Origin of the sequence: Shinella yambaruensis (assembly GCF_022899355.1) — a bacterium.
Lineage (GTDB): Bacteria > Pseudomonadota > Alphaproteobacteria > Rhizobiales > Rhizobiaceae > Shinella > Shinella yambaruensis.
The window spans coordinates 117991-140548 of record NZ_JALJCK010000016.1 but is presented as its reverse complement, the minus strand read 5'-3'; the positions used below and the strand labels follow the sequence as shown (position 1 = coordinate 140548).

19 protein-coding genes are annotated in these 22558 nt (G+C 65.9%); 14 read left to right on the top strand and 5 right to left on the bottom strand.

The genetic code is table 11. The annotated features are described in order from the left end of the window. The 10 genes from MUU56_RS28750 to MUU56_RS28705 all read left to right on the top strand — a co-directional run. Positions 1-287, top strand: a 287-nt coding sequence (locus tag MUU56_RS28750) for a hypothetical protein (RefSeq protein ID WP_244770707.1), incomplete at its 5' end; no start/stop codon positions are given. Continuing rightward, positions 280-1701 (top strand): FAD-dependent tricarballylate dehydrogenase TcuA, encoded by a 1422-nt coding sequence (tcuA, locus tag MUU56_RS28745; protein WP_244770706.1) that lies wholly within the window; start codon positions 280-282, stop codon positions 1699-1701. The genes MUU56_RS28750 and tcuA, both read left to right, overlap by 8 nt. Further along, positions 1698-2831, top strand: coding sequence for a tricarballylate utilization 4Fe-4S protein TcuB (tcuB, locus tag MUU56_RS28740; RefSeq protein ID WP_244770705.1), 1134 nt, complete (start codon positions 1698-1700; stop codon positions 2829-2831). The genes tcuA and tcuB overlap by 4 nt, the downstream gene beginning before the upstream one ends. 213 nt (positions 2832-3044) lie before the next feature. After that, on the top strand, positions 3045-3950 hold the full coding sequence (locus tag MUU56_RS28735) for a LysR family transcriptional regulator (RefSeq protein ID WP_244770704.1): 906 nt from the start codon (positions 3045-3047) through the stop codon (positions 3948-3950). Between the two features lie 176 nt (positions 3951-4126). After that, complete coding sequence (locus tag MUU56_RS28730; RefSeq protein ID WP_244770703.1) at positions 4127-5071, top strand: ABC transporter permease; 945 nt, start codon at positions 4127-4129, stop codon at positions 5069-5071. After that, on the top strand, positions 5068-5886 hold the full coding sequence (locus MUU56_RS28725; protein ID WP_244770702.1) for an ABC transporter permease: 819 nt from the start codon (positions 5068-5070) through the stop codon (positions 5884-5886). The genes MUU56_RS28730 and MUU56_RS28725 overlap by 4 nt, the downstream gene beginning before the upstream one ends. Continuing rightward, positions 5883-7511, top strand: a complete 1629-nt coding sequence (locus MUU56_RS28720; RefSeq protein WP_244770701.1) for an ABC transporter ATP-binding protein — start codon at positions 5883-5885, stop codon at positions 7509-7511. Before MUU56_RS28725 ends, MUU56_RS28720 begins: the two co-directional genes overlap by 4 nt. Position 7512: 1 nt before the next feature. After that, positions 7513-8376 (top strand): serine hydrolase, encoded by an 864-nt coding sequence (locus MUU56_RS28715; protein ID WP_244770700.1) that lies wholly within the window; start codon positions 7513-7515, stop codon positions 8374-8376. A gap of 29 nt (positions 8377-8405) precedes the next feature. Then, positions 8406-9950 carry an ABC transporter substrate-binding protein gene (locus tag MUU56_RS28710; protein WP_244770699.1) on the top strand — a complete coding sequence of 515 codons (1545 nt, stop codon included), beginning with the start codon at positions 8406-8408 and terminating at the stop codon, positions 9948-9950. Between the two features lie 130 nt (positions 9951-10080). Next, entirely contained in the window at positions 10081-11526 is a 1446-nt protein-coding gene (locus MUU56_RS28705; protein WP_244770698.1) for a M20 family metallopeptidase, read from the top strand. Positions 11527-11563: 37 nt separating this feature from the next. On the opposite strand, the gene scpB is transcribed toward MUU56_RS28705, so the two are convergent. Both scpB and MUU56_RS28695 read right to left on the bottom strand, forming a co-directional pair. After that, positions 11564-12250 (bottom strand): SMC-Scp complex subunit ScpB, encoded by a 687-nt coding sequence (gene scpB / locus MUU56_RS28700; RefSeq protein WP_244770697.1) that lies wholly within the window; start codon positions 12248-12250, stop codon positions 11564-11566. A 2-nt stretch (positions 12251-12252) separates the two neighbouring features. Beyond that, entirely contained in the window at positions 12253-13206 is a 954-nt protein-coding gene (locus tag MUU56_RS28695) for a DUF1403 family protein (protein WP_244770696.1), read from the bottom strand. A gap of 266 nt (positions 13207-13472) precedes the next feature. Between MUU56_RS28695 and MUU56_RS28690 the strand changes: the two genes are divergently transcribed. The 4 genes from MUU56_RS28690 (at position 13473) to MUU56_RS28675 (ending at position 18067) form a co-directional block, all read left to right on the top strand. Further along, entirely contained in the window at positions 13473-15233 is a 1761-nt protein-coding gene (locus MUU56_RS28690; RefSeq protein WP_244770695.1) for a peptidoglycan D,D-transpeptidase FtsI family protein, read from the top strand. A 115-nt stretch (positions 15234-15348) separates the two neighbouring features. After that, on the top strand, positions 15349-15765 hold the full coding sequence (locus tag MUU56_RS28685; protein WP_244770694.1) for a hypothetical protein: 417 nt from the start codon (positions 15349-15351) through the stop codon (positions 15763-15765). Further along, positions 15699-16286 (top strand): helix-turn-helix transcriptional regulator, encoded by a 588-nt coding sequence (locus MUU56_RS28680; protein WP_244770693.1) that lies wholly within the window; start codon positions 15699-15701, stop codon positions 16284-16286. Before MUU56_RS28685 ends, MUU56_RS28680 begins: the two co-directional genes overlap by 67 nt. A 197-nt stretch (positions 16287-16483) precedes the next feature. Then, complete coding sequence (locus tag MUU56_RS28675; protein WP_244770692.1) at positions 16484-18067, top strand: calcium-binding protein; 1584 nt, start codon at positions 16484-16486, stop codon at positions 18065-18067. An 87-nt stretch (positions 18068-18154) separates the two neighbouring features. Here MUU56_RS28675 and MUU56_RS28670 read toward each other — a convergent pair whose 3' ends face one another. From MUU56_RS28670 to MUU56_RS28660, 3 genes are all read right to left on the bottom strand, one after another. Then, positions 18155-18532, bottom strand: a complete 378-nt coding sequence (locus MUU56_RS28670) for a response regulator (protein WP_244770691.1) — start codon at positions 18530-18532, stop codon at positions 18155-18157. A 22-nt stretch (positions 18533-18554) separates the two neighbouring features. Continuing rightward, positions 18555-18746 (bottom strand): DUF3008 family protein, encoded by a 192-nt coding sequence (locus MUU56_RS28665; RefSeq protein ID WP_244770690.1) that lies wholly within the window; start codon positions 18744-18746, stop codon positions 18555-18557. Between the two features lie 87 nt (positions 18747-18833). After that, a complete protein-coding gene (locus tag MUU56_RS28660; protein ID WP_244770689.1) occupies positions 18834-22439 on the bottom strand; it encodes a PAS domain-containing protein in 3606 nt (1201 codons plus the stop codon). Between the last annotated feature and the right edge of the window lie 119 nt (positions 22440-22558).

Sequence of the window (22558 nt, the reverse complement as noted above, 5' to 3'; positions counted from 1 at the left end):
AATCACTCCCCGTGTTCGGCGCTGAACATCAAATTCACGCCGACCGCTGGCGTGGCGACCGCGTTATAGATAATTTCCGGGCGCCCCGCTACAGCAATGTATCCATTTGCATACTGCCGTTCGGCGAATGGGGGCTTCTCCAATTGCGAGGCCCTGTTTTCATTTGCGATTTACCGATCGATGCCGCGCGGAAGCGGGCGTCCGCTCGACCGTGCTTGACTGTATACAAATGTGTGCAGTATGAATGGCGCAGTGCAGCAAAGGCGGAACGGCTCCAGCATGCTTGACGGTTCGACAGACTACGACGTGCTCATCGTGGGCGGCGGCAACGCCGCGCTCTGCGCGGCGATCAGCGCCCGGCGGGCCGGCGCGCGGGTGCTTGTCGCCGAGGGTGCGCCGCGTTTCTATCGGGGCGGCAACACGCGCCACACCCGCAACATGCGCTGCGCGCACGATGCGGCGACCGAAACGCTTTCCGGCCCCTATACCGAGGACGAGTTCTTCGACGACCTGCTGCGCGTGACCGGCGGCCGGACGGACGAGGCCCTGGCGCGCATGATGATCGCCGAATCAAAGGAGATGCTGACCTGGATCGTCGAGCAGGGCGTGCGCTTCCAGCCCTCCCTCGGCGGCACGCTCAGCCTCGGGCGCACCAATTCCTTCTTCCTCGGCGGCGGGCGGGCGATGCTCAACGCCCTCTACCGAACGGCCGAAAGTCTCGGCGTCGAGATCGTCTATGACGCCGAAATCGTGGACCTTGCGATCGAGGGCGCGAGGTTCCGTTCCGCCACCGTGCGGCATGCCGGCAGGGACGTCTCCATCCGCGCAAAAACCTTCATCGCGGCCAGCGGCGGTTTCGAGGCGAATATCGACTGGCTGAAGGAAGGCTGGGGCGAGATTGCCGAAAACTTCCTGATCCGCGGCACGCCCTATAATCGCGGCACGGTGCTGCGGATGCTGATCGACAGTGGCGTGATGCAGATCGGTGATCCCACCCAGTGCCATGCCGTCGCGATCGACGCGCGTGCGCCGAAATTCGACGGCGGCATTATCACGCGCCTCGACTGCGTCGTCTTCGGCATCGTCGTCAACAGGCATGCCGAACGTTTCTATGACGAGGGCGAGGATGTCTGGCCGAAGCGCTATGCCATATGGGGGCGGCTCGTCGCCGCCCAGCCGGACCAGATCGCCTATATCGTCTTCGACGCGCCCTCGCTCGAACTCTTCATGCCGTCCCTCTTCCCGCCGGTAGAGGCCGATACGATCGGCGGGCTTGCCGAGAAGCTGGGCCTTGCGCCCGCGGCGCTGGAGCGCACGGTCGCCGGTTTCAACGCCGCGGTCCGGCCCGGCACCTTCGACCATACGGCCCTCGACGACTGTCGCACCGAGGGCCTCGAGCCGGCCAAGACCCACTGGGCACGGCGCATCGAGACCGCGCCCTTCTATGCCTATCCGGTCCGGCCGGGCATCACCTTCACCTATCTCGGCGTCAAGGTGGACCGGGCGGCGCGCATGGTGATGGCGGACGGCGAGCCGGCGGCCAACATGTTCGCCGCCGGCGAGATCATGGCCGGCAACGTGCTCGGCCAAGGGTATGCCGCCGGCATCGGCATGACGATCGGCAGCGTCTTCGGCCGCATTGCCGGGCGGGAGGCTGCCCGTCTCGTTTCGTCCGCAAGCCAGTCCCCGGAGGCCGCATGAACATCCATACTCCGCTCCAGCCGGCCCACGCGACGGCAAGCCTTGCCGAGGCGGACCGCCTGATGACGGTCTGCAATTCCTGTCGCTATTGCGAGGGGCTGTGTGCCGTCTTTCCGGCCATGGAGATACGGCGGGCCTTCTCGGATGGCGATCTCAACTATCTTGCCAACCTCTGTCACAGCTGCGGCGCCTGCTTCCACGATTGCCAGTTCTCGCCGCCGCACGAATTCGACGTGAACGTGCCGAAGACGCTGGCGATCGTGCGCAACGATTCCTACCGGGCCTATGCCTGGCCGTATGCCTTTTCCGGCCTTTTCCATCGCAACGGGCTGGCGATCAGCCTGATCGCGGCGCTGAGCGTCGCGCTTTTCATTGCCGGCTTTGCCGCCTGGCACGATCCTGCCGTGCTTTTCGGCGTGCATACCGGGCCCGGCGCCTTCTACAAGCTGATGCCGCACAATGCGATGGCGCTGCTCTTCGGCGCGGCCTTCGCCTATGCCGTGGTGGCTATGGCGATGGGCATCCGCAATTTCTGGAAGGATATCGGCGAACCCGCCGGCACGCTCGGGGAACCCGCCTCGATCTGGCAGGCAGTCCGCGATGCGGGAAGCCTGCGTTATCTCGATGGCGGCGGGGTCGGCTGCATGAACGAGGACGACCGGCCGACCGACCGGCGGCGCCTCTACCATCACATGACGTTCTACGGCTTCCTCCTGTGTTTTGCCGCGACCTCGACGGCGACGCTCTACCACTACCTTCTCGGCCTCGAAGCCCCCTACCCCGCCTATGATCTCCCGGTCGTGCTCGGCACGCTCGGCGGCATCGGCCTCCTCGTCGGGCCGGCGGGCCTGCTCCACGCGAAATGGCGGCGCGATCCCGTTCTCAAGGATGGTTCGCGCACCGGCATGGATGTCGCCTTCCTCGTGATGCTGTTCCTGACCAGCCTGACCGGCCTCCTGCTGCTCGTCCTGCGCGCCACGCCGGCCATGGGCCTGCTGCTCGCCCTGCATCTCGGCGTCGTCTTTAGCCTGTTCGTCACCATGCCCTATGGCAAGTTCGTGCACGGCATCTACCGCTTCCTCGCGCTGGTGCGCTATGCGAAGGAGAAGCGGCAGATCGACGGAGCCTGAAGCCCGTCGGGACCCATGACGCCGTTGCCGTAGTGGGCTCGCGACAGCTGATCCTGGCTTTGTTCGTGGTGCCTTCGCTTCGTCGCGCTTGAACAGGCGCTGCCGGTGACTTATTGCCTTTCCGGCAGCGACGGAATGTGCTGCGAGGGCTGCCGCCTTCGTCCTTCAGCGCATCGGCGGCGTGATCGATCTTGCCTTGAGGGTGCCGGCATCATGAACATCAGGCAGCTCGACGTGTTGCGCACGCTTCTTTCCACCGGCTCGACCATCGCGACCGCCAAGGCCATGGGGCTCAGCCAGTCGGGTGTCAGCCGCTTGCTGGCGCAGCTCGAGGCCGATCTGGCGCTGACCCTGTTCGCCCGCGACAAGGGGCGGCTCATCCCGACACCGGAGGCCGTGATCCTTGCGCGGGACGCGGAAAACGTGCTGCTCGCCGTCGATCGCATGGCGGGGCATGCGGAGGACCTGCGCAACGGCGCCTCGGGGCCGGAGATCGTCCGCATCGGCCTGCCGAGCAGCATGTGGGAGAATTTCGCGCCGGCCATGCTGCTCGACTATGTGCGGGACTTTCCGGGCGTGCGCATCGAGACGTTCTTCGAATCGACGACGGCGATCAACAAGCTGGTCGGGGAACGGGTGATCGACCTCGGCTTCCTGCGCATGGAGGGCGAGGTCGGGCCGGGCATCGCCGTCGAGAAGGTCGCCAGCGGCGAAAGCGTCTGCGTCATCCCGAAGGACCATCCGCTGGCCGGACTGGAGGAGGTCACCGTCCGCGATCTGCGGAACGTACCCCTCGTCCTCATCGGCCGGCAGCGCCCGAACCGCATGGCGCTCGACCAGGTCTTCAAACGGGCCGGCGTGAAGCAGATGGTCAAGATCGAGACGCACACCAACAGCTCCGCCTGCTCCTATGTGGCGCACGGGCTGGGGATCACGATCATCAGCAGCTTCTATGCGAATCTCTATCGTCATCTTCCGGTGGTCCACCGCCCGTTCGTGCCGCAGACCACGCAGGAATTCGGATTGGCCCGCGCCGCCGGGATGCCGCTCTCGATTGCGGCCCAGGCCTTGAGCGATGCGCTCAAGCGGCAGATTCTGCTTTCGCAGGAACGCCATTGAAATCAAGTTGATAGCTTTTGGCTTCCATCGATGGCGGCGATGGGCAGTGCTCGCAAGTCTGCATAACAGTATGACAAAATCGCATAATATTGCGCAGTTTTATTCATTCCGTCATAGTCAATCCAACGAAACCGATGGCGGCCGAGAGGAAAGTCGGCCCCAATCGTGGGGAAACAATGCTGAGATTCATCCTGAGCCGTCTCGTGATGGCCCTGCCGACGATCGCGCTCGTGTCGGTGACGGTTTTCGCGCTCATCCGCTTCATTCCCGGAGACCCTGCCGCCCTCATGCTGGGCGACATGGCCCAGCCCGAGCAGATCGCCGAGATGCGCACCGAGCTCGGCCTCGACAAGTCCATGCCGCAGCAGTTCCTGATCTGGGCCGGCAATGTGCTGCAGGGTGATTTCGGCCGGTCGATCGTCAACGACGAGGCGGTGCTGCCGCTGGTCGTTTCGCGCTTCCTCGTCAGCGCCGAGATCGTCGTCGTCGCCGTTCTTCTCGCCAGCCTGGTCGCCGTGCCGGCCGGCGTCATCGCCGCCTGGCGCCAGAACAGCCTGACCGACCTTGCCTTGGTCGGCACAGCCACGGTGCTGCTGTCGATCCCCACCTTCTGGCTCGGCCTGCTGCTTCTCCTGTTCTTCGGCCTCAAGCTCGGCTGGCTGCCGGTGCTCGGCTACGTGTCGATCCGCGACGATCTAGCCGGCGGCATGCTTTATCTCGTGTTGCCGATCATGACGCTGGTGATCCACGAGGCGGGCGTGCTGATCCGCATGGCGCGCGCCTCGACGCTGGAAGTGCTGCGCCTCGACTATATCACCCATGCCCGTGCCAAGGGGCTTTCCGAGGGAGCCGTGCTCTGGCGCCATGCCTTCAAGAATGCCTTCGGCCCGACCTGGACGATGATCGGCCTGATCCTCGGCAACCTGCTCGGCGGCATCGCCGTCATCGAGACGGTCTTCACCATTCCCGGCCTCGGCCGGCTAATGGTCGACAGCATCTTCGCCCGCGATTACCCGGTCATCCAGGGGTGCCTTCTGTTCGTCTCGCTGTCCTATGTGCTGGTCAACCTCGTCGTCGACCTGCTCTATCCCCTCTTCGATCCGCGTGTTGTCGCCGAATGAAAAAGTTCACCTTCAACGGGCTCATCGGCGGCATCCTGATCGCCATCCTGCTCCTCTCCGCCGCCCTCGGCCTCGTCTGGACGCCTTTCGATCCGATGAAGCTGTCTTTCACCGCCCGCCTCGCCGCGCCGGGTGCCGACCATCTGCTCGGCACCGATGAATTCGGCCGCGACGTCCTGAGCCGCCTGATGGTCGGTGCCCGCGCCAGCGTCTGGATCGGCGCGCTGACCGTCGGCTTCGCCACGATCTGCGGCACGCTGATTGGCCTTGTCAGCGGTTATGCGCGGGGCTGGGTCGACGGCGTCATCATGGCCGTCAACAATGCGCTGCTCGCCTTTCCCGGCATTCTGCTGGCGCTCGGCCTGCTCGCCGTCTTCGGCGCCAACCAGTACGGCATCATCTTCGCGCTCGGCATCGCCTATACGCCTTCCATGGCCCGCGTGGTGCGCGGCGCGGTGCTGTCGCTGCGCGAACGGGAGTTCATCGAGGCCTCGCGGGTGATGGGCAATGGCGAACTCTACACGATGGTCCGCCACATCCTGCCGAACTGCCTGGCGCCGATCACGGTTCTCGCAACCTCCATGTTCGGCTGGGCGATCCTGTCGGAAAGCGCGCTCTCCTTCCTCGGCCTCGGCGTGCCGCCGCCGGCCCCGACCTGGGGCAACATGCTGGCGGCCGGCCGTCCCTTCGTCGAGCAGGCCGTCTGGCTCGGCCTGTTTCCCGGCCTTTGCATCGCGCTGACGCTGCTCGGCATCAATCTCCTGGGCGATGCTCTTCGCGACAAGCTCGACCCGCGCATGAGGGGCCTGAAATGAAGACGGATACGCTTCTGACCGTTCGCGACCTCTCGCTCCAGGTCGCCGGGACAGGCCGCGAGGTCGTCCAGTCCATCGCCTTCGATATCGCTCCGGGCGAGATCTTCGGCATCGTCGGCGAGAGCGGCTCCGGCAAGACGCTGGCAACCCGTGCGCTGATCGCGCTCCTGCCGCCGGCCATCCGGGTGAAGGGCGGATCGGTGCGCTACAAGGGGCGCGATGTCCTCGCCATGAAGGACCGGGAACTCCGGGACCTGCGCGGCGCCGAGATCGGCGTCGTCTTCCAGGAGCCGATGACCTCGCTCAACCCGTCGATGACCATCGGCCGGCAGCTGGAAGAGGGCCTGATCCTTCATACAAAGGCTTCGCCCGAGGAGCGCCGGGCGCGCATCCTCGACATGCTGAAGCGGGTCGGTATCCGCGATCCGGAAGGGGCACTCACCGCCTATCCGCACGAATTCTCTGGCGGCATGCGCCAGCGCATCATGCTCGCCTCGGTCATGCTGCTGAAGCCCGCGCTCCTGATCGCCGACGAACCGACCACTGCGCTCGACGCCGTCATCCAGCGCGACGTGATGGAGCTGATGGTGGAGCTGACGCGGGCCGAGGGCACCGCCGTGCTGCTGATCAGCCATGACCTTCCCATGGTGGCACGCTACACGAGCCGCATCGTCGTCATGGAAAAGGGCGCCATCGTCGAAGCGGGCCGGACGGAGAACCTGCTGGAGGCTCCGCAGCACCCCTATACGAAGAAGCTGCTTTCCTCCCTGCCCTTCCGCGGCGAGGCCCGCGCCATCGACATGAGCAAGGCGCCGATGGTCTCGGCCCGCAATGTCGTGGTCGACTATGCCGGTCGCAGGTCGCTGTTCCGCCGGGGCAAGGCGAAGCGGGCACTGCAGGGCGTCAGCGTCGATATCCACGAGGGCGAGGTCGTGGCGCTGGTCGGCGGCTCCGGCTCGGGCAAGACGACGCTTGGCCGCACCATTGCCGGCCTCGTCAAGCAAAGCGGCGGCGAGATCCGGTTCCAGGGCCGCTCGCGCGAAGCGGACTGGACCGACTATCGCCTGAACTGCCAGATGGTTTTCCAGGATCCCTATTCCTCGCTCGATCCGCGCATGACCATCCTGGCGCTGGTCGAGGAAGCGCTGCGGCTGGTGCCGGGCCTCGATGTGAGTGCCAAGCGCAAACGCGCGCTCGAAACGCTGGAGGAGGTCGGTCTCGGGGCGGACTATGCCGAGCGCTATCCGCACGAGCTTTCCGGCGGCCAGCGCCAACGCGTGGCGATCGCCCGGGCCATCGCCCGCCGCCCGCGCTTCCTCATCGCCGACGAGCCGGTCTCCGCCCTCGACGTGACGGTGAGGGCACAGGTGCTCGACCTCTTCTCCGACCTGCAGAAGCGCTACGGCTTCTCCTGCCTGTTCATCAGCCACGATCTCGGCGTCGTCGAGCAGGTCGCCGACCGCGTCGTCGTCATGCAGGACGGCCGGATCATCGAGGAAGGCGACCGCGACACGATCTTCGACAGCCCGAAGGAGGCCTATACGCGCCGGCTCCTCTCGGCCATCCCCGCCCTCGACCAGAACGAGAAGGGCGGCGTGACACTCAAGTGGCGCCTGGAGAATTGACGTGGAAACCTCTTCCCATCACGGCCCCGTCGCCGCGCGGCTGGCGGACATCTGCAATGCGCAGCCTTTCGTCACGCGTTTTTTCGTCCGCAACCTGAAGACCGGCGAGACGATCGAGCATCGCGCGGATGAAGAGACCCCTTCGGCCAGCACCCGCAAGACCTCGATCATGATGGCCGCGCTGAAGGCGGTGCACGAGGGCCGGCTCGATCTCGACGAACAGATCACCTACGAGGCGCGCTTTGCCGAGGAAGTGGCGAGCGGCATGCTGCGCTACATGACGCCCGGCCTCGTCATCTCGCTGCGCGATGCCATCACCGGCATGATGGTGCTGAGCGACAATGTCTGCACCAAGATGGTGTTCGAGCGGCTGACCCTCGAAGAGGTGGATGCCTATTGCAAGTCCATCGGCCTGACGGGCACGCATCACCGCTTCCTCATTCCCCCGCTGGCGCTGGCCCCGGACCACGCGCTGACCTCGGTGACCACGACGACTGCGCGCGACCAGGCGTTCCTCCTCCAGACGATCCTCGACGCGCAGACCTCGGCCGAGGCCGCCGCGCGGCTCGGCACGTCGCCGGAGCTCTGCGCCTATGCGCTGCAGACGCTAAAGAACCAGATCCTGCGTTACGCGATCCCCTCGCGCCTGCCCTTTGCCACCGTCGTGGCACACAAGGGCGGCACGGGCAAGCGCGGCCGCATGAATGCCGGCATCGTCTATCGCGACGGCGCCCCTTTCTACATCATCGCCGCCTTCACCGACGAGGTGCCGCAGGTCATGCCTGACGGCACGCCGGGATACACGATGGCGCTCGAGACCATCGGCAGGCTCTCGCGCGCCTGCTGGGACGGCTTCCAGGCTTGAAAATCAACGACAGCAAAGAGGGTAGAACAATGAAGAAACTTCTCCTTTCGGGCACGGCGCTGCTTGCCATGGTCCATATCGCCGCCGCGCGCGACATCACCGTCGCGCAGAGCTCGGACCTGCGCAGCAACAATCCCGGCGTCAACCGCGACGGCAATACGGACGGCGTGATCCTGCATATCGTCGAAGGCCTCGTCGGCTACAACAACAGCGGCGAGGTGAAGCCGCTTCTCGCCAGGAGCTTCGAGACATCCGCCGACGGGCTCACCTATACGTTCAAGCTGCGCACGGACGTGACGTTCCACAACGGCAAGCCGCTGACGGCGGACGACGTGGTGTGGAACTGGACGCGTTACCTGAACCCCGAAACGAAATGGACCTGCGTGAAGGACTTCACGGAGGGCGGCGCGGCGCCGGTAGCCGGCGTCAAGGCGCTCGATGCAGAGACGGTCGAGATCACGCTCGAAAACCCGTCCGCCGTCTTCCTCGGCCTGATGTCCCGTCCGGAATGCGGCTATACCGGCATGATCTCGCCGGAGAGCGTTTCTGCGGACGGCGTCTTCGACAAGCCGATTGGCACCGGTCCCTTCCAGTGGGACGCGTGGAAGAAGGGCGAATACATCCATCTCACCCGCTTTGCGGACTATGTTTCGCCGGCAAACGACGGCAAGCCGGACGGCATGGTCGGCTCCAAGCGGCCGCTCGCCGACGGCGTCAAGTTCATGGTCATTCCCGATGCCTCGACCGTGAAGGCGGGCTTGGAATCCGGCGTGCTCGACACGGCGGAGATCTCGCCCGACCTGATCCCCGAATTCAAGGAGAGCGACAAGACGCAGCTCATCGTCTCGCGCAACAACGGCAAGAACCTCTTCTACATCCAGACGCGCGATCCGGTCCTCAGCAAGCCCGGCGTGCGCCGCGCCATGGCGATGGCGCTCGATCTCGACGAGCTTGCCGCGGCCGCCTCCAACGGCACGGGCGAGGCGAACGGCTCGATGGTCTCGCAGGATTCGGTCTATTTCAGCGAAACGCAGAAGAAGCGCCTGCCCTATGATCTGGAAGCTGCCAGGAAGGAACTGGCGGATGCGGGCTACAATGGCGAGCCGATCACCATCATTGCCAACAAGCGCGGCAATGTGCCGAGCTTCCCGGCGGCCGTGATGGCGCAGGCCATGATGCAGCAGGTCGGCCTCAACATCCAGATCGAGGTGCTGGACTATGCGACCCAGGTCGATCGCCGCCGCTCCGGCAATTACCAGGTGATCTCGCAGTCCGTCGCCCCGCGTCTCGATCCGGCGCTGATGTATGCCTTCTATGTCGGCGACAAGGACAAGAACGCCTCGCTGATGTGGGACGATCCGAAGGCGATCGAGCTGATGAAGGCGGCCCATGTCGAGGCGGATCCGGCCAAGCGCCAGGCGATCTTCGACGAGTTTCACGAACTGATGCTGAAGGAAATGCCCGGCATCTTCCTTTACGACATGGTCGACGTCTGGGGCGCCACGAAGAAGCTGAAGGGACAGCCGGTCTGGCAGTCGAACGCCCGGCTCTGGGAAGTCTCGGTCGACGATTGAGCCTTGCCGTCCCGCGCCGGAGGCGGCCCCCGGCGCGGGACGTCCATTTCATCGAAACCGGATCCGGCGGCTCGCCCGCCGGACACTTTTCTGCGCCCCAAAACGGGCGGATACACTGCGAGGACAGGCCATGAACCATGACGACGTACAATCGATCGCCGCGGCGATCGAGGCGATGGCGCCGGATTTCACCACGCTCAGCGACGCCATCTGGGGTTTCGCCGAGCTGAAGTTCGAGGAGCGGCGATCGTCGGAGGTCCTGGCGAAGGCGCTGGAGGAGAACGGCTTTGCGGTGCGGCGCGGCGTGGCGGAGATGGACACGGCCTTCATCGGCGAATGCGGCAGCGGCGGCCCGGTCATCGCCTTCCTCGGGGAGTTCGATGCGCTGGCAGGAATGAGCCAGGTTTCGGGCATTGCCGAAGCCGCTCCGATGGCCGCCGGTGAAAGCGGGCATGGCTGCGGCCACAACCTGCTCGGCGTCGGTTCGCTGCTTGCGGCGGTCGCGCTCGCCCGTCACCTGAAGGCAGAGGGCCTGCCGGGCACCGTCCGCTATTATGGCTGCCCTGGCGAAGAGGGCGGCTCCGGAAAGACCTTCATGGTGCGGGCCGGCCTGTTCGACGATGTCGACACGGCGCTGACTTGGCATCCGGCCCCCTTCAACGGCGTGCGCTCGACCAACAATCTTGCCGTGCTCGAATACTTCTACCGATTCAAGGGCCTTGCCGCCCATGCCTCCAACGCCGCCCATCTCGGCCGCTCGGCGCTCGATGCGGTGGAACTGATGAATGTCGGCGTCAACTTCCTGCGCGAGCACATGCCGCAGGATTGCCGGGTGCATTATGCGATCACCGATACCGGCGGGAAGGCCGCGAATGTCGTGCAGGCGCGGGCGGAGGTGCTCTATCTCATCCGTGCCCCGGAAATGTCGCAGGCGCTGGCGCTCGCCGCGCGCGTGGAGAAGGTGGCACGCGGCGCGGCGATGATGACGGAGACGGAGGTGGAGATCGTCTTCGACACGGCCTCGACCAATCTCCTCCCCAATATCGCGCTCGAGACGGCGATGCACGAGACTATGGTGGCGCTTGGCCCGATCGCCTTCGACGAGGGGGATATCGCCTTCGCCAAGGCCATCCAGGACACCTTCACGCAGGAGGCGATCGACAGCAGCCTGCGGCTCTACCGGATCAGGGACGATGTCTTTTCCAATGCGAAGGTCGATGGAACGACCCCGCTGCATCTCGGCCTGCGCGCCTTCGAAGGGGAGTCGCATTTCCGCGCCGGCTCGACCGATGTCGGCGATGTCAGCTGGGTGACGCCGACCGCGCAGTGCTGGACGCCCGCCTGGGCGATCGGCACCAACCCGCACACCTGGCAGGTGGTGGCGCAGGGCAAGAGCCCGGCCGCGCACAAGGCGATGGCGCATGCCGCAAAGACGCTGGCCGCCACCGGTCTGTCGTTGATGACCAACCCGACCCTGCTTGCCGAAGCGAAGCGGGAATGGCTGGAGAAGAAGGACGGCAAACCCTATGTCTGCCCCATTCCGGCCGGGATAAAGCCGACCGAAAAGCGATCGTGAGGACGCCCTCAGGGATGGGCGGTGATGTCCGGCCCGGTCATCCTTCCCCGTCATCCGCCGGGGCCGGAAGGGTTTCATCGACCATTTCCTTGCGGCTCAGCAGTCCAGCATCTTCCAGCGCCTCGATATCCGGCAGGTCGCGCAGCGTCTCCATGCCGAAGGCGGAGAGGAACTGTTTGGTCGTCACATAGGTATAGGGCGCGCCCGGCGTTGGGCTGCGCGGCCCTGAACCGATGAAGCCGATATTGCGCAGGGCGCCGATCGTGTCGCGGCTGACCTCCTTGCCGAAGATCTTCGACAGTTCGCCCCGCGTGACCGGCTGGAAATAGCCCACCGCCATCAGCACCATCGCCTCGAATTCCGAAAGCAACGCCCCGCCCCCGCGCGTGGGCGTGGAGGACGCGCGGATCGCATCGGTGTAGCGTGGGCGCGTCCGGTGCTGCCAGCCGCCGGCGACGGCGACGATCTCGTAGGGGCGCCCGTGCAGGTCTTCCTTGAGATCGTCGATGAGGAGGTCGATGCTGCAATCCTTGCCGACGATGCGGGACAGCGTCTCGCGTGTGACCGGTTCGGCGGAAGCGAAGATGACGGCCTCGACGCGCAGCATCCATTCCCGCCAGCGCAGGTCCGGCGGCAAATCCTCCAGCTCGCGATCGAAGAGGATTTCCTTCTCCGTCTTCGCCTTGCCGGCGCGCGGTGTCCTGGGAGCGGTCGATCCGGTCATCGTCACAGCCCGAAGATCCGGAAGGTGGTTCGGCCCGACAGCTCACGCACGGCGCCGAACCCTTCCAGCCGCTCGAACAGCCGCGTGCTGGCCCAGCGGGAGAGGTTGGTGCTGCGTGCGGAGGCCGAGATGGCGTCCTCGTCGAGCAGCTTGCGGATGACGGCGCCGGCCCCCTTGGTGCGCACCTTCGGCGCCGCGGCAAGAAGCTGTTCGGCACGACGCGCGACCTCGCCGGCCGAGCGCAGCGCCGCCGCGGCACCCTCGGCCAGCGCAAGGCAGACGGCGCGCTCGAAGCCCGGCTCGCCGGGGCGCACCCGCCCCCTGCCCCCAAGCGTGCGGAAGGCCGGGCCATGGCGTTCGGCCATCAGCAGCGGCACGGCATGCTGCCATTTGAGCTTTTCCGCGATCATCGCATCGCCGAGCGCCCAGGCGAGCGCTTCGGCGTCCGGCCGCTCGGCATGGATGGCGGCCACGAGCTCGGCCGCGGCGAAGGGCGCCGGGCGACCCGACTGGAGGATCGCGTCGGCATGATCGACGGCCGCGCCGAGCCGGGCGTCCCAGGCAAGGCCGAAGAGATCGGCAAGCTCGGCGACGAATTTCGAGGTGATGGCGCCCTTGCGGCCGGCGAGCTTGCCGAAAGCGAGGAAGAGCTTTCCGGCCGGGCCCGGATCGTCGCCCGGTGCCGTCAGCAGGGCCGCATCGCGCAGGGCCGCCTCGTCCTCTCCCCTGCCCGCCAGCCGGACGGCGGCGACGGCACAGGCAAGCGCCTGGCGCGCGCGCCAGCAGCCGGCCCAGACGGGCTCGGCGCGAACGAGGTCGTCCAGGGTTTTCAGGGCGATGCCGGCAGCGAAGGCGGCGTCGAGCTCATCCGGCGTCCGGCCGCGCGGCAGCGCCCAGCCGGGCAGATGCGTGGGCGGCAGGAGGACGGGAACAGGTGGGCGTGCGCGCGAATCCATGTCGGCGAGTTTACATGGCACGTGCGGTTTGTGCTGTTTTTTCCAGCGCATTCGCACAGCTTTTCCATTTTCTCCGGCGCATGCCCGCCTAATGAACCGTTAAGACGGCCGGTACGACTTTAAATGTATATTAATGCAAATTTAATCGCGTGCCGGTGCCTGCCCAGTCTTTCCTTGGTTTCCCGGCCGTCTGCATGCAGGCTCCCTCCCGTCAGCGCGCGGGGATCCGCCCTTCGTTGCGGCGACACGGCCTGGATTGCTGTGGAATGATCTCGTTCGTCATCCGGCTGAAAAGCCGCGCGCATTTCGTCCTCGACCGGGGCCTGAACGCCAGGGGCGAGGCATTCGTCGGCACCAATGCGCGCCGCCGGAAGCAGGCGCGGCAGCGGGTGGCGATCATGATCGCGATCTTTTCGGCGGTCTATCTGCTGATCGGCGGGCGCCTTCTGCAATACGGCCTTTCCGAGCCTGTCCTTTCCGCGTCGATCGGCGGCAATGGCCATGCGATCGCCTCACGCCCCAACATCATGGACCGCAATGGCGAGCTGCTGGCGACGGACCTCCACATGGTCTCGCTCTATGCCGATCCCCGCCGCATCGTCGATGCAGACGAAGTGGTCGAAAAGCTCGCCCTCGTCATTCCCAACCTCGACTGGGGCGATACGCACAGGAAGCTACGCTCCCCCAGCGCCTTCCAGTGGCTGCGGCGGCAGCTGACGCCCAGGCAGCAGGCCGAGATCCTGGCGCTCGGACTTCCGGGCATCGGCTTCCGGCCGGAAAAGCGGCGGTTCTATCCGGGCGGCGCCACTGCCTCGCATATTGTCGGCCATGTCAATGTCGACAACCAGGGGCTTGCGGGCATGGAGCGCTATCTCGACCAGCAGGGGCTGGCGGATCTGCGGGCCGCCGGGCTGACCGACGATGCCCGCCTTGCGCCGGTCCGGCTGTCGATCGACCTTCGCGTCCAGAACATCGTGCGCAATGTCGTCGCCAAGGCGATGACCGACTACGAGGCGGAAGCGGCCGGCGCCGTCATCCTCGACGTGGAGACCGGCGAGGTGCTGGCCATGGCCTCGGTGCCCGACTATGATCCGAATGCCCCGTCCCGCACCCTGGCGGATGGAAGCGTCGACAAGGACTATGAGAAAGGCTGGTTCAACCGCATCAGCAACGCGACCTTCGAGATGGGCTCGACCTTCAAGAGCTTCACCCTGGCGATGGGGCTAGATGCGGGCAAGATCACGCTGAACTCCGTCGTCGATGCCTCCCGCCCGATCCGCATGGGCGGCTTCACCATCCGGGATTTCAGGGGCAAGAACCGCCCGCTCTCCATACCGGAAGTGTTCCAGTATTCCTCCAATATCGGCACCGCCGCGGTGGCCGACATGGTCGGCATCGACGGCCACCAGCAGTTCCTCACCCGGCTCGGCCTGTTGTCGAAACTGGCGACGGAAATGCCGGGCGTCGCAACGCCCACCCAGCCGCGGACATGGAAGAAGATCAATTCCGTCACGATCTCCTTCGGCCACGGGGTCGCCACCACGCCGCTGCAGACCGCCGTCGCGGCCGCCGCGCTGGTGAACGGCGGCTACCTCATCCCGCCGACCTTCCTTCCGCGCACCAAGGACGAGGCGCAGGCGCTCGCGACCCGCGTCCTCAAGGAAACGACGAGCGCGGACATGCGCTTCCTCTATGACTGGAACGGACAGAGAGGATCGGGCCGCAACGCGCAGGTCGATGGCTTCCATGTCGGCGGAAAGACCGGGACGGCCGACAAGGTCATCAACGGGCGCTACGCCAAGGATATCAATTTCAACGCCTTCGTCGCCGCGTTTCCGATGGACAAGCCGCGATACATCGTCCTTTCCATCATCGATGCACCCCGGACGGGTGAGAATGGCGGGCGAACCGCGGCATCCACCGCGGCGCCGATGATCAAGGCGATCATCCAGCGCGTCGCGCCCCTTCTCGGCGTCCAGCCGCGCTTCGGCACGCCGGAGGCGGAGATGCGGCTGGTCGATTACTAGTTTGCCGTTCTACTGCCGCGCGAATAGGCGCGTGCATCCGCACGTCTTGATCCTGTGGCCTCCAGCGACATAGTCTGCGCTTCGGGGCGAACGATCAACGATTGCCGGGGGCCTGATGACCGTCGTCCAGTTTTCCACGCGAGAGACTGCCGAATGCCTGCGCAAGGAGTTGGTCGAGGCGGTCTACAATGGCCACGTCCGCACCACGATCGATTTTCTCGGTGAGATGCCGGTCGATATCGACATGCGGCTGCGCGGGGTCGGCGGCGTGCATATCGCGGCCGCCAACACGACGCCCGTCACGCTGCTCACACCGTCCGACGAAGACGACCTGCTCTATCTCAGCATTGCCGGCGGCAACGGCGTGCACGATGCCCGCGGCGAGGACCTCTTCATCCGGCCGGGCGACGTAAACGTGATGCGGCGCGACCGCAAGACGGTGACCATGGTCGCCGAGAAGAGCTCATGCCTAGCATCGCCATTCCGCGCGCCCTGGTCATCGATCGCATCGCGTCTTCAGACAGTCTGCTGAAGACGCGGTCGCTGCGCGACCCGGCGGCCCATCTCTTGAACAGCTATGCCGCCTCGCTGCTCGACAGCGATACCGATATCACCGAGGAGGACCAGACGGTCTTTGCCGCCCATCTCGTCGACCTTGCCGTGCTGATGCTGGGCGCAAAGCGCGACGCCGCCCACCAGGCGCGCGGGAACGGCGCGCGCGCGGCGCGGCGGCAGGCGCTCAAGGCCGATATCGCCACGCATCTTAGCGATCCGCGTCTCTCCCTCGAATGGCTCGCAAAGCGCCACGGCATCAGCGTGCCTTACGTGCGCGCGCTGTTCTACGAGGAAGGCACCAGCTTCACAGACCATGTGACCGCCGAGCGGCTCGATCATGTGCACGGGCTGCTGCGCGATCCCGGCCTGAAACACCATACGATCGCCGCCATCGCCCTGATGGCCGGCTTCGGTGACATCTCCTGGTTCAACCAGCTCTTCCGCCGCCGCTTCCAGGCGACGCCGTCCGATATCCGCCAGCATTTCCTCTCGAATTGACGGGCAGCAGTATCCCAAAACCCTGATTCCCTCCCCAAGCCACCGCGTCCGGCGGCGGTGTAGGCTCGCGATCCTGTCGAAGCCCGGCTGACCCGGGCGGCGATGGGACGGTCGGTGTCTTCTGCCGCGAAACCGATGGTTCGCGGCCGGAAGCGCCGGAAACGGCGGCGCGAGCCGCCACGGCAAACGAGGGAAACATGGCACGCGATCCAAACGGCAACAACAACGGCACCGACGGCAACGACATCCTCTGGGGCACGGCCCTGCTGCTGAGCGACGGCACCTACGACAATTACGGGGATTACGATTCCGCCAACACCAAGGGAGCGCTGCGCGGTTTCGGCGGTGACGACATCATCTTCGGCGATATCTACAACAACGGCGATGACCACACGGAGGGCGACACAATCTATGGCGGTGACGGAAACGACGTAATTTATGGCGATTGCGGTGCCGACGAACCAAACTGGCAGACCAGCCAGAACGGCGCGAGCGACGTGCTCTACGGCGATGCCGGCGACGACCGTATCTACGGCCAGGCCGGCAACGACAGGCTGGAAGGGGGCACGGGCAACGATCTTCTGGTCGGCGGCAGCGGCGGGGACACCCTGCGCGGCGGCGACGGCAACGACGTGCTCTGGGCGGGCCTGCAGAACGACACGAATTTCGAAACCATCCGCAATGCGCTGTTCGGCGATGCCGGCAATGACAGGCTTTACGGCAGCGCCGGCAATGACGAGATGGACGGTGGCGACGACAATGACGTGCTGTACTGCGCCGGCGGCGACGACAATGTCGATGGCGGCAACGGCGCGGACGTCATCTATGGTGGCGACGGCGACGATTATATCGACGGCGGCGGCTATTACGCGACCGAAGCCGGCGACAAGGCGGACAGGCTCTACGGCGGCAATGGCAACGACTATCTCTTCGGCTATTCCGGCAATGACAGGCTTTTTGGCGGCAACGGTAACGATGTGCTGAACGGCGGCACCGGCAATGATTTCTATGACGGCGGCGCGGGCGCGGATATCTACCGCTGCACCAGCGGCGGCAACGATACCTATGTTTTCGGCGCGGGCGACACATTCGAATGGGAGTATTCCGACGACGGTGTCGATCTCGTCCTGTCCTCGATCTCCCATACGCTCGGCCGCTATCACGAGAAGCTGACGCTGACCGGCACGGCCGGCCTTGACGGGACGGGCAACGGCTCGGCCAATGTCATCACCGGCAACGGCGCCGCCAACACGCTGCGCGGCCTCGGCGGCAACGACGTCATCAATGGCGGCGCCGGTAATGATATCATTGAGGGCGGTGCCGGCAAGGACCGGCTCCTCGGCGGTGCCGGTGGCGACGTGCTCTTCGGCGGCGGCGGGGCCGACCGTCTTGGCGGCGGCGCGGGCAACGACAAGCTCAACGGCGGCGCCGGCAAGGACATCCTGACCGGGGGCGCGGGCAACGACACCTTCATCTTCCGCCATGCGCCGACGGCGGCGAACCGTGACGTGATCACCGATTTCAAGCGCGGGGCCGATATGATCGGCCTGGACAACGATATCTTTGCAGGCCTCGGCGAGGCCGGCCGGCTCGGCTCGGCGCTGTTCAAGACGATCGGCGTCGGCAATGCGGCCGTCGATGCCAGCGACAGGGTGATCTACGACAACAAGACCGGCGCCTTCTACTATGATGCGGACGGTTCGGGCGATGCCGCGCGCCAGCAGATCGCAACGCTGGATCCGGGCCTGCGCCTTACATCCGCGGACATCTTCGTTCTCTAGGGCATTCCCAGCCGGGACAATGCGGCAGAAACTGGTTTCCAGAGCAATCCCGGGTTTCTCCGGAGTTGCTCTGGCTGGCCGCCGCCGTCAGGGGGCTGCGCGGCGGGCGATCGACCGGCTGCGCTTGTCCAGCGCCATGGCCAGCGCGCCGGTGATCTCCTCGTCGCGGAACGGTTTGTTGACCACCGCAAGCGCGCCGTCGAACCCCTGTTGCACCGAGCCCGGATCACCCGTCACGAAAATCACGTCGATACCGAAGCGGTCGATCAGCCGGCGCGCCAGAAGCTGGCCGCTGTTTCCGTCGGAAAGGCTGAGGTCCACCAGCGCGATGTCGGCGCGCGGAGCATAGGCAAGGGCCTGCTCGACGGTCGAAACCGGGCCGATGGCCTCGTAGCCATCGTCCTCCACCACATTTTCCAGAAGTTTGGCGATCAGGAATTCATCCTCGACGATCAGAACACGCATCGGCTCCTCCCGGTTCAAAGCGTCAGGCGGATTTCGAAGCGTGCTCGGGCTTGCCCTTGCGCTTCGTCGATGCCAGCTCCTTCAACTCGCTTTCGGACATGGATTTCTCCATGCTGCGCGAGGCGCCCTTCAGTTCGTTCTTCTTGATGTCGCCGCGCTTGGCTGCGAGCGCGGCCCCGGCAGCTTTCTGCTGTGCTTTCGATTTTGCAGGCATGGAATGGCCTCCTCGTTGGGGATGTCTCCGCCAAACCCGCAAGGCCATGCAATGTTCCCTCGACGCATGCGCATCGAGGAAAACGTCTCAGGCGGTCGCCGCCGCCAGCGCCGCGGCGATCTCGCGGCTGTCATAGGGCTTCAGCAGCAGCACGGCCGCCCGTTCGCCGGGAATGGCTGGCAGGCGGTCATGGCCGGTGGCGAAGACGACGCCGATCTCCGCGTCTTCCGCGCGGGCATGGATGGCAAGGTCCGCCCCCGACATGGCGGGCAGGCCGATATCCGTCAGGAGGACGTCGAAGCGCCGTTCCTTCAGCAGGGGCAATGCCTGTTCCGCCGTCGCCGCCTCCACAACCTCATGGCCGAGTTCCTGCACGAGATCGACCGCATTGAGCCGGATCAGGAAATCGTCCTCGACCAGCAGGATCGCCAGCCGCTTTGCTTCCGGCGTCGCGACCATCCCGCCGTTCGCGGGCGCGTCGGCCTGCGATGAAGGCGGTCGGCGGCCGCTGAGGCTGGCGCGGATTTTCCGGGCCAGCGCCTCCCGGCTGTACGGCTTGGAGAGGAGATCGACGCCGGCGTCGAGCCGGCCCTCGTGCACGATGGAATTTTCGGTATAGCCGGACGTGAAGAGCACCGCGAGGTTCGGCAGGCGCTCGCGGGCCTTGCGGGCAAGGTCGGGGCTGCGCAGCGGGCCGGGCATGACGACATCGGTGAAGAGCAGGTCGATGGGCACGCCGCTTTCGATGACCGACAGCGCGCTTGCCGCGTCGCGCGCCTTCAGCACCGAATAACCGAGGTCGCCCAGCATCTCGACGACCGTTGCACGCACCTCGTCGTCGTCCTCGGCCACCAGGATCGTCTCCGTGCCGCCGGTGACCGGACCGAAATCGACCTCGGCGAGACGGTCCTCCTCTTCCAGCGAGCGGGGAAGATAGATGCGCACCGTCGTGCCCTCCCCCGGTTCGCTGTAGATCTTCACATGCCCGCCCGACTGCTTGACGAACCCATAGACCATGGAAAGGCCGAGGCCGCTGCCCCTGCCGGCGGGCTTGGTGGAGAAGAAGGGCTCGAAGGCGCGCCCCAGCACGTCCGCCGACATGCCCTCGCCGGTATCGGTGACGGCGATGACGACATATTGGCCGGTCTTGATATCCGGATGATGGCGGACATAGGCGTCGTCGATATGCGCGTTGCCCACCTCGATCGTCAGCTTGCCGATGCCGTTCATGGCGTCACGGGCATTGATCGCGAGGTTGAGGATGGCGTTCTCGATCTGCGAGGGGTCGACGAAGGTGTTCCACAGGCCGCCGGAGCGGATGGTCTCGATCTCGATCGCCTCGCCGATCGTGCGATGCAACAGGTCTTCCAGCGCCATGACGAAGCGGCCGATGTTGATGACCTTCGGTTCCAGCGCCTGGCGGCGACCGAAGGCGAGAAGCTGGTTGGCGAGCTTGGAGCCGCGGCTGACGCCGGCAATGGCATTGGCGACGCGCTGCTCCGCGCGGGCGTTGCCGGCCACGTCCTTGCCGAGCAGCTGGAGATTGCCCGAGATGACCTGCAGGAGATTGTTGAAGTCGTGGGCGACGCCGCCCGTCAGCTGGCCGATCGATTCCATCTTCTGGGCCTGGCGAAGCTGGTCCTCTGCCTCCGCGAGCGCGCGGGCCTGTTCCCGTTCGGCGGTGACGTCCCGGCCGTAGGCGAAGGTCAGGCCCGCCTCGGCGAAGATGCGCCAGGAGATCCAGCGCACCGAGCCGTCGAGATGGCGCAAGCGCACGTCGAGGTCCGGGGCGCCGGCGCGCCGGCTTGCAGCAAGGAAGGTGGCCGCATCCTCCTGCCAGACGAAGGAGCCGAGGCGCCGGCCGATGCTCTCGCGCGCCGGAAAGCCCAGCACCGCAGTCCAGGCCGGGTTGACCGAGCGGATCGTGCCGTCCTCGCCGGTCACCACCAGCAGGTCGCGGGCATTGCGCCAGAGACGGTTGACCTCCGCCGTGCGCTCGCTGACCTGACGTTCAAGCGAGTTGGCGAGCTGCTCCAGCTTCTGCTCGACACGCCGCCGCTCCACGGCGATGCGGGTGCGGGCCGCGACGTCGCGCACGAAGTCGAGCTCGCTTTCCGACCATTCGCGCACCTCGGCATGGTTGAGGTAGAGCAGTGCGACGAGGCCCGAAGCCTCCGTCACCGGCATGTTGATGAACGCCCGCGCCTTGATCGCCTTCAGCGCCTCGGCGGTCGCCTTCGTCCGGGGGTCCTGTTCGGCATCCGCCACCACGACGGTCTCGCCGCGCTTCAGGTCGTCGATATAGGTGCCGTATTCGCGGAAATTGAGCACGCCGGCGATCGTCTTGACGCCGGGGGCGTTCCAGTCGCGCTCGATGGTGATCGTCTCGGCAACGAGGTCGATGGTGCCATATCCTGCGCGGCTGACATTGTGCGCCTTCGCCAGCGTCTCGGCCGCGGCGAAGGCGATGTCGGCCGGGTCGGTGAGCTGGCTGAAACGGTCGGTGAGTTCGATCAGAGCGTTGCGCCGAATCTCCTCCGCCCGCTCCTCCGTGACGTCGACATTGACCCCGATCATACCGAGGAACTCGCCGCCCGCGCCGAAGCGCGGCTGCGCCTGCGTGCGCAGCAGCCGGTAGCACCCGAGCTTGCGGCGATAGCGCGCCTCGGCGGTGAACGGCACCTGCCGGCGCATGGCCTCGCCGACGGTGGCGGCCAGTGCCTGCCGGTCGTCGGGATGCACCGTGTCGTTCCAGTCGAAGCTGGCGACGTCCTCCGGCGCCACGCCCCAGAAGGCGCGTTTCGCTGCGTTCAGGTAGAGACACCTGCCGTTCTGGTCGCCCATCCAGAGCATGACGGGTGCATTGTCCGCGGCGAGCCGGAAGCGGGCTTCGCTTTCCCGCAGCGCCTCCTCGGCCGCCCGCTGTTCGGTGACGTCGTGGCCCTGGACGAGCACGCCGGTCGCCATGCCGCTGTCGTCGAAAACCGGCTGGTAGATGAAATCGAGGTAGCGCTCCACCGGCGCCTCGTCATGCCCGCGCCGCAGGAGGACGCGCGCGCCCCTGCCGAAATAGGGGCGTCGGGTCGAAAGGACACGATCGAGCAGATCGACGAAGCCCTGCTCGACGACCTCGGGCAGCGCCTCCCGGATCGGCTTGCCCAGGATGTCCCGGCGGTCGACGAGCTGGAGATAGGCATTGTTGGCGATCTCGAAGACATGGTCCGGGCCGGAAAGCGTCGCCACGAAGCCGGGTGCCTGCTCGAACATCAGGCGAAGCCGCTCGCGCTCCGTCTTCAGCCGCTCCTCGGCCTTCACCTTGGCGGTGGTCTCGACCACGATGGCGATGACCCCGGCCGGGTGGCCATCCTCGCCGAGCACCGGCGAGTAGTCGAGGTTCATCCAGACCTGTTCCGGCTCGCCCCGGCGCCGGTAGAGCGTCAGTTCCTGGTCCTTGTAGGCGAGCGTTCCGCCGGCTAGACCGACCTTCATGACATTGTCGTTGAAATCGGCGACCTCCGGCCATCCCTCGCGGACCTTGCTGCCGAACAGGGCCGGATGCCGCTCGCCGGCAAAGACGGAATAGGCATCGTTGTAGATCATGATGCCGTCTTCCCCCCAGAGCAGGACGATCGGCACCGGCGAGCGCAACAGGAAGCCTACCGTCGTCTTGAGGCTCTGCGGCCATCCGTCCAAGGGGCCGACCGGTGTTCGGGACCAATCGAAAGCACCAATCAACAGGGCGGCATCGCCGCCACCGCTCAGAAATGGATAGCGGTTGTCCACCGCGTCGTTCAGACCCTCACCCAGCCCCA

What these genes read in the sequence shown, in the direction of transcription:
- tcuA (WP_244770706.1), top strand. Translation starts at nt 280, where the DNA reads ATGCTTGACGGTTCGACAGACTACGACGTGCTCATCGTGGGCGGCGGC.
- tcuB (WP_244770705.1), top strand. Translation starts at nt 1,698, where the DNA reads ATGAACATCCATACTCCGCTCCAGCCGGCCCACGCGACGGCAAGCCTT.
- MUU56_RS28735 (WP_244770704.1), top strand. Translation starts at nt 3,045, where the DNA reads ATGAACATCAGGCAGCTCGACGTGTTGCGCACGCTTCTTTCCACCGGC.
- MUU56_RS28730 (WP_244770703.1), top strand. Translation starts at nt 4,127, where the DNA reads ATGCTGAGATTCATCCTGAGCCGTCTCGTGATGGCCCTGCCGACGATC.
- MUU56_RS28725 (WP_244770702.1), top strand. Translation starts at nt 5,068, where the DNA reads ATGAAAAAGTTCACCTTCAACGGGCTCATCGGCGGCATCCTGATCGCC.
- MUU56_RS28720 (WP_244770701.1), top strand. Translation starts at nt 5,883, where the DNA reads ATGAAGACGGATACGCTTCTGACCGTTCGCGACCTCTCGCTCCAGGTC.
- MUU56_RS28710 (WP_244770699.1), top strand. Translation starts at nt 8,406, where the DNA reads ATGAAGAAACTTCTCCTTTCGGGCACGGCGCTGCTTGCCATGGTCCAT.
- MUU56_RS28705 (WP_244770698.1), top strand. Translation starts at nt 10,081, where the DNA reads ATGAACCATGACGACGTACAATCGATCGCCGCGGCGATCGAGGCGATG.
- scpB (WP_244770697.1), bottom strand. Translation starts at nt 12,250, where the DNA reads ATGACCGGATCGACCGCTCCCAGGACACCGCGCGCCGGCAAGGCGAAG.
- MUU56_RS28695 (WP_244770696.1), bottom strand. Translation starts at nt 13,206, where the DNA reads ATGGATTCGCGCGCACGCCCACCTGTTCCCGTCCTCCTGCCGCCCACG.
- MUU56_RS28690 (WP_244770695.1), top strand. Translation starts at nt 13,473, where the DNA reads ATGATCTCGTTCGTCATCCGGCTGAAAAGCCGCGCGCATTTCGTCCTC.
- MUU56_RS28685 (WP_244770694.1), top strand. Translation starts at nt 15,349, where the DNA reads ATGACCGTCGTCCAGTTTTCCACGCGAGAGACTGCCGAATGCCTGCGC.
- MUU56_RS28680 (WP_244770693.1), top strand. Translation starts at nt 15,699, where the DNA reads ATGCCTAGCATCGCCATTCCGCGCGCCCTGGTCATCGATCGCATCGCG.
- MUU56_RS28675 (WP_244770692.1), top strand. Translation starts at nt 16,484, where the DNA reads ATGGCACGCGATCCAAACGGCAACAACAACGGCACCGACGGCAACGAC.
- MUU56_RS28670 (WP_244770691.1), bottom strand. Translation starts at nt 18,532, where the DNA reads ATGCGTGTTCTGATCGTCGAGGATGAATTCCTGATCGCCAAACTTCTG.
- MUU56_RS28665 (WP_244770690.1), bottom strand. Translation starts at nt 18,746, where the DNA reads ATGCCTGCAAAATCGAAAGCACAGCAGAAAGCTGCCGGGGCCGCGCTC.